The organism is Streptomyces tyrfis, assembly GCF_037034285.1.
Classification (GTDB): domain Bacteria; phylum Actinomycetota; class Actinomycetes; order Streptomycetales; family Streptomycetaceae; genus Streptomyces.
Map to the genome: position 1 here is coordinate 35,115 of NZ_JBAGJZ010000005.1, position 15,620 is coordinate 50,734.

Annotated in this window: 16 protein-coding genes; 5 read left to right on the forward strand and 11 right to left on the reverse strand. The window is 72.7% G+C overall.

Annotated elements, in window-relative coordinates:
• Positions 1-162 precede the first annotated feature (162 nt).
• From WA762_RS05445 to WA762_RS05480, 9 genes are all read right to left on the reverse strand, one after another.
• Complete coding sequence (locus tag WA762_RS05445) at positions 163-891, reverse strand: DUF6197 family protein (RefSeq protein ID WP_335933354.1); 729 nt, start codon at positions 889-891, stop codon at positions 163-165.
• A gap of 416 nt (positions 892-1,307) precedes the next feature.
• Positions 1,308-1,745, reverse strand: a complete 438-nt coding sequence (locus WA762_RS05450) for a rhodanese-like domain-containing protein (protein ID WP_335933356.1) — start codon at positions 1,743-1,745, stop codon at positions 1,308-1,310.
• Positions 1,742-2,311 (reverse strand): cupin domain-containing protein, encoded by a 570-nt coding sequence (locus tag WA762_RS05455; RefSeq protein ID WP_335933358.1) that lies wholly within the window; start codon positions 2,309-2,311, stop codon positions 1,742-1,744. The genes WA762_RS05450 and WA762_RS05455 overlap by 4 nt, the downstream gene beginning before the upstream one ends.
• Positions 2,312-2,387: 76 nt before the next feature.
• A complete protein-coding gene (locus tag WA762_RS35635) occupies positions 2,388-2,474 on the reverse strand; it encodes a putative leader peptide (protein ID WP_311605579.1) in 87 nt (28 codons plus the stop codon).
• A 32-nt stretch (positions 2,475-2,506) separates the two neighbouring features.
• Positions 2,507-4,147, reverse strand: coding sequence for an FAD-dependent monooxygenase (locus WA762_RS05460; protein WP_335933360.1), 1,641 nt, complete (start codon positions 4,145-4,147; stop codon positions 2,507-2,509).
• 253 nt (positions 4,148-4,400) lie between these two features.
• Entirely contained in the window at positions 4,401-5,303 is a 903-nt protein-coding gene (locus WA762_RS05465) for an amino acid ABC transporter permease (RefSeq protein ID WP_335933361.1), read from the reverse strand.
• Positions 5,300-5,965, reverse strand: a complete 666-nt coding sequence (locus tag WA762_RS05470) for an amino acid ABC transporter permease (RefSeq protein WP_335933363.1) — start codon at positions 5,963-5,965, stop codon at positions 5,300-5,302. Before WA762_RS05470 ends, WA762_RS05465 begins: the two co-directional genes overlap by 4 nt.
• Positions 5,966-6,043: 78 nt before the next feature.
• The gene (locus WA762_RS05475; RefSeq protein WP_335933365.1) at positions 6,044-6,886 is read right to left on the reverse strand and encodes a glutamate ABC transporter substrate-binding protein; all 843 of its coding nucleotides are present in this window, start codon (positions 6,884-6,886) and stop codon (positions 6,044-6,046) included.
• Positions 6,887-6,978: 92 nt separating this feature from the next.
• Positions 6,979-7,764 carry an amino acid ABC transporter ATP-binding protein gene (locus WA762_RS05480; protein WP_335933367.1) on the reverse strand — a complete coding sequence of 262 codons (786 nt, stop codon included), beginning with the start codon at positions 7,762-7,764 and terminating at the stop codon, positions 6,979-6,981.
• 364 nt (positions 7,765-8,128) lie between these two features.
• Here WA762_RS05480 and WA762_RS05485 point away from each other — a divergent pair, with 364 nt between their 5' ends.
• A complete protein-coding gene (locus tag WA762_RS05485) occupies positions 8,129-8,821 on the forward strand; it encodes a response regulator transcription factor (protein WP_335933368.1) in 693 nt (230 codons plus the stop codon).
• A gap of 55 nt (positions 8,822-8,876) precedes the next feature.
• Entirely contained in the window at positions 8,877-10,271 is a 1,395-nt protein-coding gene (locus WA762_RS05490) for a sensor histidine kinase (RefSeq protein ID WP_335933369.1), read from the forward strand.
• 168 nt (positions 10,272-10,439) lie between these two features.
• Here WA762_RS05490 and WA762_RS05495 read toward each other — a convergent pair whose 3' ends face one another.
• The gene (locus WA762_RS05495) at positions 10,440-11,438 is read right to left on the reverse strand and encodes a TAXI family TRAP transporter solute-binding subunit (RefSeq protein WP_335933371.1); all 999 of its coding nucleotides are present in this window, start codon (positions 11,436-11,438) and stop codon (positions 10,440-10,442) included.
• Between the two features lie 121 nt (positions 11,439-11,559).
• Here WA762_RS05495 and miaB point away from each other — a divergent pair, with 121 nt between their 5' ends.
• Both miaB and WA762_RS05505 read left to right on the forward strand, forming a co-directional pair.
• On the forward strand, positions 11,560-13,089 hold the full coding sequence (miaB, locus tag WA762_RS05500; protein WP_335933372.1) for a tRNA (N6-isopentenyl adenosine(37)-C2)-methylthiotransferase MiaB: 1,530 nt from the start codon (positions 11,560-11,562) through the stop codon (positions 13,087-13,089).
• Between the two features lie 126 nt (positions 13,090-13,215).
• Positions 13,216-13,929, forward strand: coding sequence for a class III extradiol dioxygenase subunit B-like domain-containing protein (locus WA762_RS05505; protein WP_335933373.1), 714 nt, complete (start codon positions 13,216-13,218; stop codon positions 13,927-13,929).
• A gap of 167 nt (positions 13,930-14,096) precedes the next feature.
• On the opposite strand, the gene WA762_RS05510 is transcribed toward WA762_RS05505, so the two are convergent.
• Positions 14,097-14,369: an antitoxin gene (locus WA762_RS05510; RefSeq protein ID WP_335933374.1), complete on the reverse strand. Its 273-nt coding sequence runs from the start codon at positions 14,367-14,369 to the stop codon at positions 14,097-14,099.
• A 239-nt stretch (positions 14,370-14,608) separates the two neighbouring features.
• Between WA762_RS05510 and miaA the strand changes: the two genes are divergently transcribed.
• Positions 14,609-15,547: a tRNA (adenosine(37)-N6)-dimethylallyltransferase MiaA gene (gene miaA / locus WA762_RS05515; RefSeq protein ID WP_335933376.1), complete on the forward strand. Its 939-nt coding sequence runs from the start codon at positions 14,609-14,611 to the stop codon at positions 15,545-15,547.
• Positions 15,548-15,620: the final 73 nt, after the last annotated feature.

A 15,620-nucleotide genomic window follows, 5' to 3' on the forward strand; every position in this document is an offset into this window, starting at 1 on the left:
CCACGTGCCGGGGCCCGCTGACGCGCCGGGGCCGGTCGGCCCGTCAGCCGGCGGCCGGACCGGAAGGGGCCGGCCAGGCCGCCGGGCCGGGAGGCGCGGTCGCGGGCCGCGCCCGTCGTCGTCGCGCACGGAGCGTCCCCCGCCGCCCCGCCCCGCCCCGCCTCACTCGCCGGCGCGGGCGGCGCGGGCGATGGCGGCGTCGACGAGGGCGACCGCCTCCTCGGCGGTGCGGCCGGGAAGACGGTTCCACGGCCCGATCAGGCCGGTCCAGCCCCGGGAGCGGAGTTCGGTGACGAGCCAGGCGCCCGCCCGGTCCACGGTGTCCAGCGAGCCGTAGCCCAAGCGGTGCGCGGTGAGCAGTGCGCCGCAGACGCAGCGGGCCCCCCGGATGTCGCGAAGCCGGTAGGGAGTGTTCTGCCAGCCCCACTCGGTCAGGATCTTCCGCGCGTAGGCGAGATGGGTGGAGGGGCGCACGTCGGGCTGCCCGATACGCCGCCAGGAGTGCAGCCGGTCGGGGAGGATCGCGCCCAGCCGCCCGGGGAGCGGGCGCTCGCGCGGGGCGCTGCCCGACAGGGCGCGGACGGACTCGGCGATGAGCTGTTCGACCGGTACGGAGAGCAGCGCGCGCCAGTCCGCGGTCCCGTGGTCCGGCGCCCGTTCCGCGCCCCCGGGCGTCTTCTCCGTCGTTCCGGCTGCCTGTTCCGTGGCTCCGGGGGAGAGGGGCGGTGCCGGCTCGGGCTCGGCGGCGGTGAGCCCCCAGCCGGAGACGATCTGCCGCCAGGCCTCCGTGTCGTACAGACGTGCCGCCTGGGCATCGAGCTGATCGGGGGTCAGTGCGGGGGCGGGGGCGGGGGCGGGAGAGGGCGTGGGGGTGGGGATCGGGGTCGGCATGGGCGCGCAGCCTCCGGCGGGTTCTCGGCGTGGAGTCGAATATCCGACTTTGTGCTGAATGTCCGCCGTGAACGCAGATCGCTCCACCGGAGTGCGGCATTCGGGTGTGTCGCCGGGGATCCGGGGGATGGGCGAGGTGCGGGCGGCCCGCCGCCGACGGCGCGGAGCCGGGCCGTTCCCGGCCGGTTCCGGGCCGACGCGGGGTGGGGGCCCACCGCTCCCGCGCAAGTCGGACCGCACGTCACCGCCGCGCGTCACCACCCGCGTCCCGCGCCCGCGCCCCGCATCTCGTGCGAGCCGGCGCACCCAGAACATCTCGCGCCCGCGCGCATCTCGTGCCCGCGCGAGCTCCCCGAGCCCGCCAGTCCCGCGCGAGCCCCCCACACGAGTTCCCCGGGCGGGCCCGGCGAGCCTTCTCACGCCTGGACGGGGAGCCCCGCCGCGCGCCACGCCTGGAAGCCGCCGATCAGGTCCGTCGCCCGGTGCAGCCCCAGTCGGTGCAAGGACGCGACGGCGAGGCTCGACGCGTACCCCTCGTCGCAGATCACCACGATCCGCAGATCGTGGCCCACCGCCTCCGGGACCCGGTGGCTCCCGTACGGATCGAGCCGCCATTCCAGTTCGTTGCGCTCGACGACCAGCGCCCCCGGGATCAGCCCGTCCCGCCTCCGCAGCTCCGCGTAGCGGATGTCGACGAGCAGCGCCCCGTCGGCGGCCGCGGCGGCGGCCTCCCCGGGGCCGACCCTGACGAACCCGGACCGGACCCGTTCCAGCAGTTCGTCGATTCCGACCGGCGCCGGTCCGCCCGCGGGGCCGGTCCGCTCGGGCGGTCCGGCCGGGCGGGGGCGGCTCACTGCCAGTCCTCCGGACGTTCGACCTGTTCGAGCCGGAGCACGGTGCCGGTGCGGCTGTACCGCCGGATGCGGGGCAGCGGCGGGAAGTACGCGTGGACGGAGACGGCGTGCTCCGTGGTGGACTCGTTCAGCACCTCATGGACATGGTGACGGCCGAACGCCCTGCCCTGCCCGGCGGGCAGCGCCCGGGAGCGGTCGATCCCCTCGGTGAGCTCCAGGGTCTTCCAGCCGTCGGTGGGCAGCCGGGCGGCCAGCGAGTACTCCTTGAGAGCGCCGGTCGCGGTGGTGAACGCGCCGATCGAGTCGGCGTGGTCGTGCCAGCCGGTGCCGGCGCCCGGCGGCCAGCCGATCAGCCATGCCTCGCTGACGCCGGGACCGTCGAGCGGAATCCAGGTGCGCCCCTCGGGATCGAGGGGCAGCGAGGCGACGATCGCGGCGTCGGCGGCGACACGGCGGACGAAGTCGAGCAGCTCGGCGGCCGACGGGCCGGAACCGGCGCCGGGGCCGGCGGGCGGAGACGCGGAGGGTGCGGAAGGGGAGGGCGAGGAAGGAGCAGACGCAGACAAGGGGAGCCGTCCTGAAGGGTTCGCGCGGAGGCACGCCGTACGGGTGAGCGCACGGCGTAGCAAGGAAGGGGCGAGTTCAGCAGGACGGGCGACACACGCAGCCCGCATAGCGGACGAGGTCCATATGGACCCTCCGCCACAGGCGCACATCGGTGTCGGTCACGTTCCGGAGTACACCACGCGGTCGCGCGGCGGTCAATTGATGTCCGCCGTGCGGTCGGCGCGGGCGGCGGTGGGCGCCGCCCCGCCGCGCACCGTGTCCGCCGCGGCGAAGAGCTCCTGCGCCCGCACCCCGCCGAACGACGCCACGAGATGACCGTCGGGCCTGATCAGCAGCACCGTGTGGGCCGGGGCGCCCGGGTAGCCCTCCGTCACCAGCAGCTCGCCGGGGGCCGGCAGCGCGTCGACGGCCGCGGCCAGACGCGGCATGACGCCCGCGGACTTCCAGTGCCGCCGGTCCCAGACCCCGGTGCCCGGCGCCACCAGGAGCACCAGCAGCTTCCCCCGCCCCAGCCGCTCGCGCAGCCGTACGGCGGTGCCGTCGGGCGCCGTCACCCGCACATCGGTGACCGGCGCACCGGGGGGCGTACCCACAAAGGTGTGCGCCTCGGCATGCGACGGCGCAAGGGGCGAATGCGAGTACGAAGGGGGCGCGCCGAGGGGGCCCCGGCCCAGATGCCCGTCCATGAGCAGCGAGTCGTGCCCCCGTGCGCTCCCCGGGACCAGGCTCCGCAGCCCTCCGCCGCCGCGCAGGATCGGCAGCGACTGGTCCGCGGCGCGCAGCCGCGCGGCCACCGCCGCCCGCCGCTCCGCCTGATAGCTGTCGAGCAGCGCGTCCGAGGCGCCGTGGTGCCAGGCCAGGGCCAGCTTCCAGGCGAGGTTCTCGGCGTCCCGCACCCCTTCGTCGAGCCCCTGGGTGCCCAGCGCGCCCAGCAGATGGGCGGCGTCCCCGGCCAGGAAGGCCCGCTCGGCCCGCCAGCGCAGGGCGAGCCGGTGGTGCAGCGTGTACACGCCGGTGTCCAGCAGTTCGTACGCCGGTGTCTGCCCGCACCAGCCGTCCAGGGTGTCCCGGATGCGGGCGATCAGGGCGTCCGGGGTGACCAGCTCGCCGCGCGGCGGCAGCAGCCAGTCCAGCCGCCAGACGCCGTCCGGCAGCGGCCGCGCGGTCACCTCGGCGCCCCCGCCGCGCCACGGCGGCAGCCGGTGCAGCACGGCCCGTCCGGGCCACGGCAGTTCGGCGCGCAGCGCCGCGACCGCGTGCCGCTCCACCGCCGTGCGCCCGGGGAAACGGATGTCGAGGAGCTTGCGCACGGTGGACCTGGCGCCGTCGCAGCCCACCAGGTAACTGCCGCGCCACCACGTGGAGTTCGGCTCCCTGGTGCGCACCGTGACCCCGGTGGCGTCCTGTTCCAGCGAGTCGATCCGGCTGGGCGCGGCCACCTGCACGAGCCGGTGCGCGGCCACCGCGTCCCGCAGGCCGCGGGTCAGCGCGTGCTGCGGCAGATGGACGGGGGAGGGGGGCGGCGGCGCGTCGTCGGCGTCCTCCGGGTCCCCGTCCCCGCTTCCGCCCGCGCCCAGGGGCAGCTCGCGTACCAGTTGCTTGCGCCGCATGGACCGCCAGCCGGACCAGCGCGCGCCCTCGTGCCGGAGCGTCTCGCAGCCCAGGCGTTCCACCAGGTCGGCGGTGTCCTCGCGCAGCACCACGGTCCGGGCGGGGCGCGTCTCGTTCCGCTCCGGATCCTCGTCGAGGAGGACGCAGGGGACGTCCTGCGCGGCGAGGGCGAGCGACAGCGCCAGGCCGACCGGCCCCGCGCCGACCACGATCACCGGGTCCACGGGGCGGCTCCTCGAATCCGTGCGCACGCCGTCGGCGCCGGAGCCGGAACCGGCGGCGGCGACGCGGGTGAGAGGGGCGAACCGCCCGTGGACGGACCGGAGGACGGAGGAGGTGTGGTGGCGGCGGGGGAAGGGGGCGCGATCACAGAACGTATGCAACCTACTGCCGGTGCCCGCGTCAAGCGACACCGGAAGCGGCGAGGGGCGGTGGCATGACCGCCACCGCCCCTCGGGCGCCTGGTACGACGCGTGGTCAGGCCGCGTGCCCGTCCTCGACCACGAGCGCCGGCTCACCGATCGTCGTCGGTGCGCCCCCGGGCGAGGTGCCCTTGTTCTTCTTGGCGCGCCGCAGCCACTGCTCCAGCCGGCGCGCGAACGTGGTGAGCGCGAAGTTCACCGCGATGTAGATCACCGCCACGACGGTGAAGCAGGCGATGGTGTTCGCGCCGTAGTTGGCGCTCATCGGGCGGACCGAGGCGAGCAGTTCGGGGAAGGTCAGCACGGCGCCGCCGAGCGCGGTGTCCTTCATGATCACGACCAGCTGGCTGACGATCGCCGGCAGCATGGCCGTCACCGCCTGCGGCAGCAGCACGGACGTCATGATCTGGCTCTTGCGCATGCCGATCGCCTTGGCCGCCTCCGCCTGCCCCTTCGGCAGAGAGTCGATGCCGGCCCGCACGATCTCCGCCAGCACGGAGGCGTTGTACAGGACGAGACCGGTCACCACGGCGTACAGCGGGCGGACATCGGTGCTGATGTCGGTGTACTCCGCGTACACCGCGTTCGCGGTGATCATCAGGATCAGCACGGGAATGGCGCGGAAGAACTCCACGACGACCCCGGAGGGCACGCGGACCCACCGGTGGTCCGAGAGCCTGCCGATACCGAACAGGGCGCCCAGCGGCAGCGCGATGACCAGGGCGAAGAACGCCGCCTTGAGGGTGTTCTGGAGCCCCGGCCAGATGTACGTCTCCCACGGCTGGGAACTGGTGAAGAAGGGCTTCCACTTGACCCAGTCGAGCTGGTGCTTCTCGGCCAGGCCGTCGTACACCCACCACACCACGACCGCGGCGCACACGACGAACAGTGCCGTGTACAGGATGTTGCGCGCCTTCGCGCGGGGGCCGGGGGCGTCGTAGAGAACCGAGGAACTCATCGCTTCACCGCCACCTTCTTGCTCACCCAGCCGAGGATCAGGCCGGTCGGGAGGGTCAGGACGACGAAGCCGAAGGCGAAGACCAGCGCGATCAGAATCAGCTGGGCCTCGGCCTCGATCATGCCCTTCATCAGGTAGGAGGCCTCGGCGACCCCGATCGCGGCGGCCACCGTGGTGTTCTTCGTCAGCGCGATCAGCACGTTGGACAGTGGATTGACCACCGCGCGGAACGCCTGGGGAAGGATGATCAGCCACAGCACCTGGGTGAAGCTCAGCCCGAGCGCACGTGCCGCCTCGGCCTGGCCGACCGGCACCGTGTTGATGCCGGAGCGCAGCGCCTCGCAGACGAAGGCGGCGGTGTAGGCGATCAGGGAGAGCACCGCGAGCCGGAAGTTGATGTCCTTGAAATCGCTCGCGCCGAGTGTGACGTTCAGCGTCTGGGAGAGACCCAGCGACGAGAACACGATGATCACGGTCAGCGGAATGTTCCGGACCACGTTCACGTACGCGGTGGCGAAGCCGCGCATCAGGGGGACCGGGCTGACCTTCATGCCGGCCAGTAGCGTTCCCCATATGAGGGAGCCGAGAGCTGAGTAGACGGTGAGCTGCACCGTCACCCAGAAGGCCCCCAGCAGGTCGTAACCTTCAAGAAAGTCGAACACGATCTCCCGCGCTTCCGCGTGTCGGAGGGAGGGCACGGCGCGCCGCCGTCACGGGCGGCGCGCCCGGTCAGCCCCGCTTCACTTGACGATGTCGCCGATCTTCGGGGCGGGCTCGTTCTTGTAGTTCGCCGGGCCGAAGTTGTCCTTGACGGCCTTGTCCCAGGAACCGTCCGAGACCATCTTGGTGAGCGCGTCGTTGATCTTCTTCTTGAGGTCCTCGTCGCCCTTCTTCAGGCCGATGCCGTAGTTCTCGTTGGTCATCTTGAAGCCGGCCAGCTTGAACTTGCCCTGGAAGTTCTGCTGCGAGGCGAAACCGGCCAGGATGCTGTCATCGGTGGTCAGCGCGTCGACGGCCTTGTTCTCCAGACCGGACAGACACTCCGAGTAGCCGCCGTACTCCTGGAGCTGAGCCTTCGGCGCCAGCTTGTCGTGGACGTTCTTCGCCGAGGTCGAGCCGGCGACCGAGCACAGCTTCTTGTTGTTGAGGTCGGCCGGGGACTTGAACGAGTCGTCGTCGGCGCGGACGAGGATGTCCTGGTGCGCCAGCAGGTACGGGCCCGCGAAGTCGACCTTCTGCAGCCGCTCGTCGGTGATCGAGTAGGTGGCGGCGATGAACTTCACGTCACCGCGCTCGATCGCCGTCTCGCGGTCGGCGCTCTTGGTCTCCTTGAAGACGATGTCCTTGGCGTCGTAGCCGAGTTCCTTGGCGACGTACGTGGCGACGTCGACGTCGAAGCCGGTGTACTTGCCGTCGGGGGTCTTCAGGCCCAGACCGGGCTGGTCGATCTTGATGCCGATCGTGATCTTGCCGCCGCCCGAACCGTTCGAACCGCCGTCCTTCTTGTCGGAACCACAGGCGGTGGCGGCGAGGGCGAGCGCGAGCACGGCGGCCGAGGCGGTGGTGACCTGACGAAGCTGCATGGTGGGTTTCCCTAGAGTTGACGCGATGAGGGTGACCGCCGGCCCCGGGACCGGCGGTGAGGAATCGATCGGGTGCGATCAATCGGTTGCGATCAGTGGTGAAGGATCTTCGACAGGAAGTCCTTGGCCCGGTCGCTGCGCGGGTTGCTGAAGAACTGCTCGGGCGTGGCCTGTTCGATGATCTTGCCGTCCGCCATGAAGACGACCCGGTTCGCGGCCGAACGCGCGAATCCCATCTCGTGGGTGACCACGACCATCGTCATGCCGTCCCGGGCGAGCTGCTGCATGACCTCCAGCACCTCGTTGATCATCTCCGGGTCCAGCGCCGAGGTCGGCTCGTCGAACAGGATCACCTTGGGATCCATCGCCAACGCCCGTGCGATCGCCACGCGTTGCTGCTGGCCGCCGGAGAGCTGGGCGGGGTACTTGTCGGCCTGCGTCGCCACGCCCACCCGCTCCAGCAGCGAACGGGCCTTCTCCTCGGCGGTCTTCTTGCCCGTCCTGCGGACCTTGAGCTGGCCCAGCATCACGTTCTCGAGCACCGTCTTGTGCGCGAAGAGATTGAACGACTGGAAAACCATCCCGACGTCGGCGCGGAGCCGGGCCAGCTCCCTGCCCTCCTGGGGCAGCGGCCTGCCGTCGATCGAGATGTCACCCGAGTCGATCGTCTCCAAGCGGTTGATCGTGCGGCACAGCGTGGACTTCCCGGACCCGGAGGGCCCGATGACGACCACGACCTCGCCCCGGGCGATGGTCAGGTCGATGTCCTGGAGCACATGCAGCGCGCCGAAGTGCTTGTTGACGTCGCTCAGTACGACAAGGTCGTTGGCCGCGACCGCGGCCTCCTCGGCGCCCTTGGTCACTGAAACTCCGCTCATCGGCTTCTTGCTCCGTCCTCCTCGGTTGGGAAGGACCCTAGGGTGCGGTACGACCAGCGTCATCACATCTGAGCGAGAATTGAGGATAACGATCCGCGGGTCCACGGACACACCCTGTGAGCGGCTGTGCGGGTGGGGTGCCCGGGGCGTACCGGGTGGATAACAGATGGCTCGATGCGGTGGGCGGGCCCTTGACTGACGTACCGCTCATCGGAGTGGATGCCCTCGTACGCCATGACGTGAAACACCTCCGTACGGGGAAGTGACGAGAGGCGTACGGAAAACGGCACCGACGCCGCCCGCGCATCGCGCGGCCACGGACACACCCTGCGGGACGTGACACCGCACCATCGGAAGGGGGCGCATGAGACTGCTGCTCGTCGAGGACGACAACCACGTCGCCGCCGCCCTCTCCGCGATACTCGCCCGGCACGGCTTCCGGGTCGTGCACGCGCGCACCGGCGAGGAGGCGCTCCAGGCGCTCCTGCCCGCGGACACGGAGCCCTTCGGCGTCGTGCTCCTCGACCTCGGCCTGCCCGACCAGGACGGCTACGAGGTGTGCGGGAAGATCCGCAAGCGCACCTCCACCCCGGTGATCATGGTGACCGCCCGCTCCGACGTCCGGTCGCGGATTCACGGCCTCAACCTGGGCGCCGACGACTACGTCGTCAAGCCCTACGACACCGGCGAACTCCTCGCCCGCATCCACGCCGTCAGCCGGCGCACCTCCACGGGCGAGGACACCCTGTCCACGCCGGTCGCCGCGCTGCGTCTGGGGCACGTCCGGATCGAACTGCCGACCCGCCGGGTCAGCGTCGACGGCGCGGAGATCCAGCTCACCCGCAAGGAGTTCGACCTGCTCGCGCTGCTGGCCCAGCGGCCGGGCGTGGTCTTCCGAAGGGAGCAGATCATCAGCGAGGTGTGGCGCACGAGTTGGGAGGGCACCGGCCGCACGCTCGAAGTGCACGTGGCCTCCCTGCGCTCCAAGCTGCGGCTGCCCGCCCTGATCGAGACGGTGCGCGGGGTCGGCTACCGCCTCGTCGCCCCGTCCGCGTAGCGGCGTACGGCGGCTCACGGTGCCGAGCAGAGGCGAGTAGAGGCGGACGTCCCAGGTGCGCACCCGGTTGCTCCCCCTGCTCATCGTGCTGATGGCGAGCGTGCTGCTCGCGCTCGGCTTCCCGCTGGCCGTGAGCGTGGCCAACGCCCAGCAGCAGCGCGTCGTCGTCGACCGCATCGACGACGCGGCGCGGTTCGCCGCGCTCGCCCAGTTCGTCGCCGAGCGCAGCCCCGGCTACGACGAGCGGCGGCGCACCCTGCGCGGCGAACTGGACACCTACGCCTCCGTGTACGGCATCCACGCCGGCGTCCTCTACCGCGACGACAGCGCCATGGCCAAGGCCCCCGCGGCCTGGGAACTGCCCCTGGACGGGGAGGGGCGCGAGGCGTTCAAGGAGGCGCTGCTCGGGCGGCGCAGCCACGACCCGCCGCAGGTCTGGCCGTGGCAGCGGGGCAGGATCGTCATCGCCTCGCCCGTCGTGCGGGACGGCGACGTGGTCGCCGTCGTGGTCATCGACTCGCCCACCACCGAGATGCGCGCGCGCACCCTGCGCGGCTGGCTGCTCATCGCGGCCGGCGAGGCGGTCGCCATGCTGGTCGCGGTCGGCGCCGCGATCCGGCTCACCGGATGGGTGCTGCTGCCGGTGCGCACCCTGGACGCGGCCACCCACGACATCGCCAGCGGGCGGATGCGGTCGAGGGTCGCGGCCTCCGGGGGCCCGCCCGAACTCCGGCGGCTGGCACGCTCGTTCAACGAGATGGCGGACAACGTCGAAACCGTGCTGGAGCAGCAGCGCGCCTTCGTCGCGGACGCCTCGCACCAGTTGCGCAACCCGCTCGCCGCGCTGCTGCTGCGGATCGAGCTGCTCGCGCTCGAACTCCCCGAGGGCAACGAGGAGATCGCCTCCGTGCGCACCGAGGGCAAGCGGCTCGCACAGGTCCTGGACGATCTCCTCGACCTGGCGCTGGCCGAGCACGCCGCGGCCGACCTCCAGCTCACCGACATCGGCGCGCTCACCGAGGAACGCGTCGCCTCCTGGCGGCCGGTCGCGGACGACAGGGGAGTGCGGCTCCGGGCGGACGGCCCGGCCGCCGTGACGGCGTGGACGGACCCCATCGCCCTGTCCAGCGCCCTGGACGCCGTCATCGACAACGCGCTGAAGTTCACCCCCGCCGGGGAGGAGGTCCTGGTCACGGTCGGCTCCGGGCGCGACGACGTCACGGTCGTCGTCGCGGACCGCGGCCCCGGCCTCACCCCCCAGGAACTGGAGCGCGTCGGGGACCGCTTCTGGCGCAGCACACAACACCAGAACGTGAAGGGTTCCGGTCTCGGGCTCTCCATCTCCAAGGCGCTCCTGGCGGCGGGCGGCGGCTCCCTCGCCTACGCGGCCAACGAACCCCACGGGCTGCGCGTGACGGTGACGGTGCCGCGCAACGGCCCCCAGGGCTGAGCCGACGCGGACGTACCGGGCGCGTGGAACGCGTGGACTTCACGGCCTCGCGGCCTCCGGGAACCTCACGGCCCGCACGGGTCCCACCGGCACACCGGCCACACGTCCGCGCCGCACGCGGGCCTCACGCCCGAGCCGCACGCGGCCCCACGCCGGTCCGGCGGCGCGCTACGGCTTCACCGAGCGGTAGTAGCGCTTGGCCCCCTCGTGCAGCGGCAGCGGATCGGTGTAGATCGCCGTCCGCAGATCCACCAGCTGGGCCGCGTGCACCTCGCGCCCGATCCGGTCCCGGCTGTCGATCACGGTGCGGGTGAACGCCTCGGTCAGCGACGGATCGGTGCGGTCCGTGGTCACCAGCACATTGGCGATCGCCACCGTCGGCACCGCCTGCCCCTGCTGGGCGGTGCGATAGGCGTCGGCGGGCATCACGGCCGACCGGTAGTGCCGGGCCGACCCGCCCGCGGCCTGGAGCTCCTTGATCAGCGGCGCCTCCAGCGGTACCAGCCGGATCGGGAACCGGTCCGACAGCTCCTGCACGGCCGAGGTCGGCAGACCGCCGGACCAGAAGAAGGCGTCGAGCCGCCCCTGCTCCAGCTTCCGCGGCATGGTGTCGATGCCGTCGGGCACCGGCCGCACGTCGTCCGCCGGATCGAGGCCCGCGGCCGTCAGGAGCCGGTCGGCGACCAGCCGCACGCCCGACCCCGGCTGCCCCACCCCGACGCGCCTGCCCCGCAGGTCCGAGACCTGCCGCACCGGCGAGTCCCGGGGCACCACCAGCTGGATGTAGTCGTCGTACAGCCGCACGCAGCCGCGCAGCCGGTCGGCGCCCGGACCGCGGTCGCGCAGATAGGTGGCGAGGGCGTCGGCGGTGGCGATGGTGAAGTCCGCCTGCCCGGTCGCCACCCGCGCGATGTTCTGCCGGGAGCCCTCACTGGTCCTCAGCCGGATGGACACCCGCGGCAGATCCCGGGCGAGATCGCCCCTCAGCCGCTCGCCGTACCGCTGGTACACCCCGCTGCGCACCCCGGTGCTGAAGGTCAGCGTCCCGCTCGGCGCCGGCTTCCCGAGCGGGAGCAGCCACCACAGCAGCAGCCCGAGCGCGACGACGAGGACGGCGCCGGCCCGGAGGGCGCGCCGGCGGCCGGGACGGGGCGGTGCCTGGAGCATGGCGGCGATCCTGCCAGCCCGTCCCGGCGATGACCAGGGGATCGGGCGGGCCCGTTCCGCGCCGGCCGGGACCGCGGCCTCCGGCGCGGGAGGCGCTCGGCGGACCGCCTACCCTTGAGGGATGACCAGCAGCAGCGACCGGAGCCCCGCAGTGGACGTCCCAGCACCCAAGAGCTACGAAATCCGCACCTACGGGTGCCAGATGAACGTCCACGACTCCGAGCGGCTGTCCGGACTGCTGGAGGAGGCGGGTTACGTACGCGCCGCGGAGGGCTCCGACGGCGACGCCGACGTCGTCGTCTTCAACACCTGCGCGGTGCGGGAGAACGCCGACAACAAGCTCTACGGCAACCTCGGCCGGCTCGCCCCGATGAAGACCAGGCGCCCCGGCATGCAGATCGCCGTCGGCGGCTGCCTGGCCCAGAAGGACCGGACGACCATCGTCGAGCGCGCCCCCTGGGTGGACGTCGTCTTCGGCACGCACAACATCGGCAAGCTGCCCGTGCTGCTGGAGCGCGCCCGCGTCCAGGAGGAGGCGCAGATCGAGATCGCCGAATCCCTGGAGGCGTTCCCCTCCACGCTCCCCACCCGCCGCGAATCCGCCTACGCGGCGTGGGTCTCCATCTCCGTCGGCTGCAACAACACCTGTACCTTCTGCATCGTCCCGGCGCTGCGCGGCAAGGAGAAGGACCGCCGCACCGGCGACATCCTCGCCGAGATCGAGGCGCTGGTCGCCGAGGGCGTCTCGGAGATCACCCTGCTCGGGCAGAACGTCAACGCGTACGGTTCCGACATCGGCGACCGCGAGGCGTTCTCCAAGCTGCTGCGCGCCTGCGGGAGGATCGACGGCCTGGAGCGGGTCCGCTTCACCTCGCCCCACCCGCGCGACTTCACGGACGACGTGATCGCCGCCATGGCCGAGACGCCCAACGTGATGCACCAGCTCCACATGCCGCTGCAGTCCGGCTCGGACACCGTGCTCCGGGCGATGCGGCGCTCGTACCGCCAGGAACGCTTCCTCGGCATCATCGAGAAGGTGCGCGCCGCGATGCCGGACGCCGCCATCTCCACCGACATCATCGTGGGCTTCCCCGGCGAGACCGACGAGGACTTCGAGCAGACCCTGCACGTGGTGCGCGAGGCGCGCTTCGCCAACGCGTTCACCTTCCAGTACTCCAAGCGCCCCGGGACCCCGGCCGCCGAGATGGCGGGGCAGATCCCCAAGGAGATCGTCCAGGAGCGCTACATGCGCCTGTCCGCCCTCCAGGAGGAGATCTCCTGGGAGGAGAACAAGAAGCAGGTGGGCAGGACGCTGGAGATCATGGTCGCGGAGGGCGAGGGCCGCAAGGACGGGGCCACCCACCGCCTCTCCGGCCGCGCCCCCGACAACCGCCTGGTCCACTTCACCGAGCCCGACGAGGAGGTGCGCCCGGGCGACGTGGTGACCGTGGAGGTCACCTACGCGGCCCCGCACCACCTGCTCGCCGAGGGGCCGGCGGTGGCCGTACGGCGGACCCGGGCCGGGGACGCCTGGGAGAGGCGCAACACCGCCGAGGCCGCCAAGCCGGCCGGCGTGATGCTGGGGCTGCCGGGCATCGGCGCCCCGGCGCCGCTGCCCGCCGTGGCGGCCCCCGGCTGCGGCTGCGACTGACCGGCCGCAGCGGCCGTCGGCCCCCCCGGCGCGCGTGCGCGGCGCGCGGACCGGCCCCGTCGGCGACCGGGGGAGCGGAGGCGGCGGACGGCGGAGGCGGCGCACGCAGGCAGTACGCTGCCGGACATGCTTGTCGCCGCCGCTGTCTGCCCCTGCCCGCCCCTGCTGGTGCCCGAGGTCGCCGCCGGCGCCGCGCCCGAACTCGACGCGCTGCGGGAAGCCTGCGCCGACGCGCTGAAGACGCTGGCCGCGGCCCGGCCCGAGTTGCTGGTCGTGGTCGGGCCAGCGGCCCACGCCGGGCGCGGACCGCACGCCGAGGGGGCCGTCGCCACCTTCCGGGGCTTCGGCGTCGACCTCGGCGTACGTCTGGGCCGCGATCTCGGGCCCGCCCCGGAGCGTACGCTTCCGCCGTCCCTGGCGGTCGGCGCCTGGCTGCTCGCCCGGGCACGATGGGCGGACACGCCCGTCGAGGGCCTCGGCGTGGGGGAGCCCCTGGAAACGGAGCGCTGCGTGAGCACCGGGCGGGATCTCGCCGCCCGGGCGGACCGGGTGGCACTGCTGGTCATGGGCGACGGCAGCGCCTGCCGCACGGTCAAGGCCCCCGGCTATCTGGACGAGCGCGCCGAGGCGTTCGACGCCGCCGCCGCGCACGCCCTGGGCACGGCCGATCCGGCCGCGCTCATCGCGCTGGACGAGTCGCTGGCGTACGAACTGAAGGCGGCGGGCCGTGCGCCCTGGCAGGTGCTCGCGGGCGCCGCCGAGGGCGCGGGCCTGCGCGGGCGGCTGCTGTACGAGGACGCCCCCTACGGCGTGGGCTACCTGGTGGCCGCCTGGTCCTGAGCCGCCGCGGGACGTCCGCCCGCACGCCGGGGCGTCGCCCGACCGCTCCCCGAGAGCGCGCGGTCACGCGGCATACGGCCGCGCGGCTCGGTCACCGTACGGCCGTGTACCGGTTTGATCCCTGCGCACACCTCGCCCGCCCCCGGGCGTCGCCGCCCGGCGTCGTCTCACGGAGTGGGCGGCGGCGTGTCCGGCGGCGTGCCCTTCTCGTGCTCGGGCGTGCCCTCCTCATGCTTGTGGGACAGGCGCTCGACCGCTTCCTTGGCCTTCCTCGCGCCGGACTCGATCTTGTCGCTGTACTTGCCCTTGGTCTTTTCGTCGACCGTCCGCGCCGCCTTGTCGAGTCCGTGGTCGATCTTCTCCCCGTGCTGATGCGCGAGTTCGCCGACCTTGTCCCTGGCGGGGCTCAGCTTCGCCTTCAAAGTGTCCAGGAAGCCCATCGGGCACCGTCCCTGCTCGGAAGAAACGTCTCCGGACGTCCTCCGCGGCCTCGCCGCCGACCACCGCGCCGACCGTATGGCAAACCGGGATAAACGCCCGCGTTCACCTACAAATTCTACTGGCGCGGGCCGGGATTCGCGCCGTCCCCGACCGCTGCCCGCACCAGCCCGGGGCGCGGCCGCCGGTCCGGGCGCGCGACCCGTTCGGAGTACCCCGGGAGGTTTGCGAGACTGGGGCGGTGACAAGCTCAGCTCCCGCGCCGCGGGTCATCGCCGTCGTCGGTCCCACCGCTGCCGGAAAGTCCGATCTGGGGGTGTTCCTCGCCCAGCGGCTCGACGGCGAGGTGATCAACGCCGACTCGATGCAGCTCTACCGGGGCATGGACATCGGGACCGCGAAGCTGACGCCGGACGAGCGCGGAGGCGTTCCGCACCGTCTGCTGGACATCTGGGACATCACCGAGACCGCCAGCGTGGCCGCGTACCAGCGGCTGGCCCGGGCGGAGATCGACCGACTGCTCGCCGAGGGCCGCACCCCCGTCCTGGTCGGCGGCTCCGGCCTCTATGTGAAGGGTGCCATCGACGCCCTGGAGTTCCCCGGCACCGACCCCCGGGTGCGGGCCGGGCTGGAGCGGGAGCTGGCCGAGCACGGCCCCGGAGCCCTGCACGCCCGGCTCGCCGCCGCCGACCCCGAGGCGGGCCGGGCCATCCTGCCGGGCAACGGCCGTCGGATCGTCCGCGCCCTCGAGGTCATCGAGATCACCGGCAAGCCCTTCACCGCCAACCTGCCGGGTGACGAAGCGGTGTACGACGCCGTCCAGATCGGCGTCGACGTGGCCCGTCCGGAGCTCGACGAGCGCATCGCCCGCAGGGTCGACCGGATGTGGGAGGCGGGACTCGTCGACGAGGTGCGCGACCTGGAGGCCCGCGGCCTGCGCGACGGAATCACCGCGTCGCGGGCGCTCGGCTACCAGCAGGTGCTCACCGCGCTGGCCGGGCGGTGCACAGAGGAGGAGGCGCGCGCCGAGACCGTCCGCGCCACCAAACGCTTCGCGCGCCGGCAGGACTCGTGGTTCCGCCGCGACGCCCGGGTCCACTGGCTGGACGGCGGCGCGGAACACCGCGGGGAACTCCTGGACCGTGCCCTGGCGTTGGTCGAACGAGCGGTTACAGCCTGATCACGTGATGGCATCGGGACGCTCAGCCCGTCAGTCCGGCGTCCCGGAGCGTGCCATCATCGAGCATCGATCG

What these genes read in the sequence shown, in the direction of transcription:
- WA762_RS05445 (WP_335933354.1), bottom strand. Translation starts at nt 891, where the DNA reads ATGCCGACCCCGATCCCCACCCCCACGCCCTCTCCCGCCCCCGCCCCC.
- WA762_RS05510 (WP_335933374.1), bottom strand. Translation starts at nt 14,369, where the DNA reads ATGGGCTTCCTGGACACTTTGAAGGCGAAGCTGAGCCCCGCCAGGGAC.
- WA762_RS05480 (WP_335933367.1), bottom strand. Translation starts at nt 7,764, where the DNA reads ATGAGCGGAGTTTCAGTGACCAAGGGCGCCGAGGAGGCCGCGGTCGCG.
- WA762_RS05465 (WP_335933361.1), bottom strand. Translation starts at nt 5,303, where the DNA reads ATGAGTTCCTCGGTTCTCTACGACGCCCCCGGCCCCCGCGCGAAGGCG.
- WA762_RS05495 (WP_335933371.1), bottom strand. Translation starts at nt 11,438, where the DNA reads ATGCTCCAGGCACCGCCCCGTCCCGGCCGCCGGCGCGCCCTCCGGGCC.
- WA762_RS05475 (WP_335933365.1), bottom strand. Translation starts at nt 6,886, where the DNA reads ATGCAGCTTCGTCAGGTCACCACCGCCTCGGCCGCCGTGCTCGCGCTC.
- WA762_RS05485 (WP_335933368.1), top strand. Translation starts at nt 8,129, where the DNA reads ATGAGACTGCTGCTCGTCGAGGACGACAACCACGTCGCCGCCGCCCTC.
- miaB (WP_335933372.1), top strand. Translation starts at nt 11,560, where the DNA reads ATGACCAGCAGCAGCGACCGGAGCCCCGCAGTGGACGTCCCAGCACCC.
- WA762_RS05505 (WP_335933373.1), top strand. Translation starts at nt 13,216, where the DNA reads ATGCTTGTCGCCGCCGCTGTCTGCCCCTGCCCGCCCCTGCTGGTGCCC.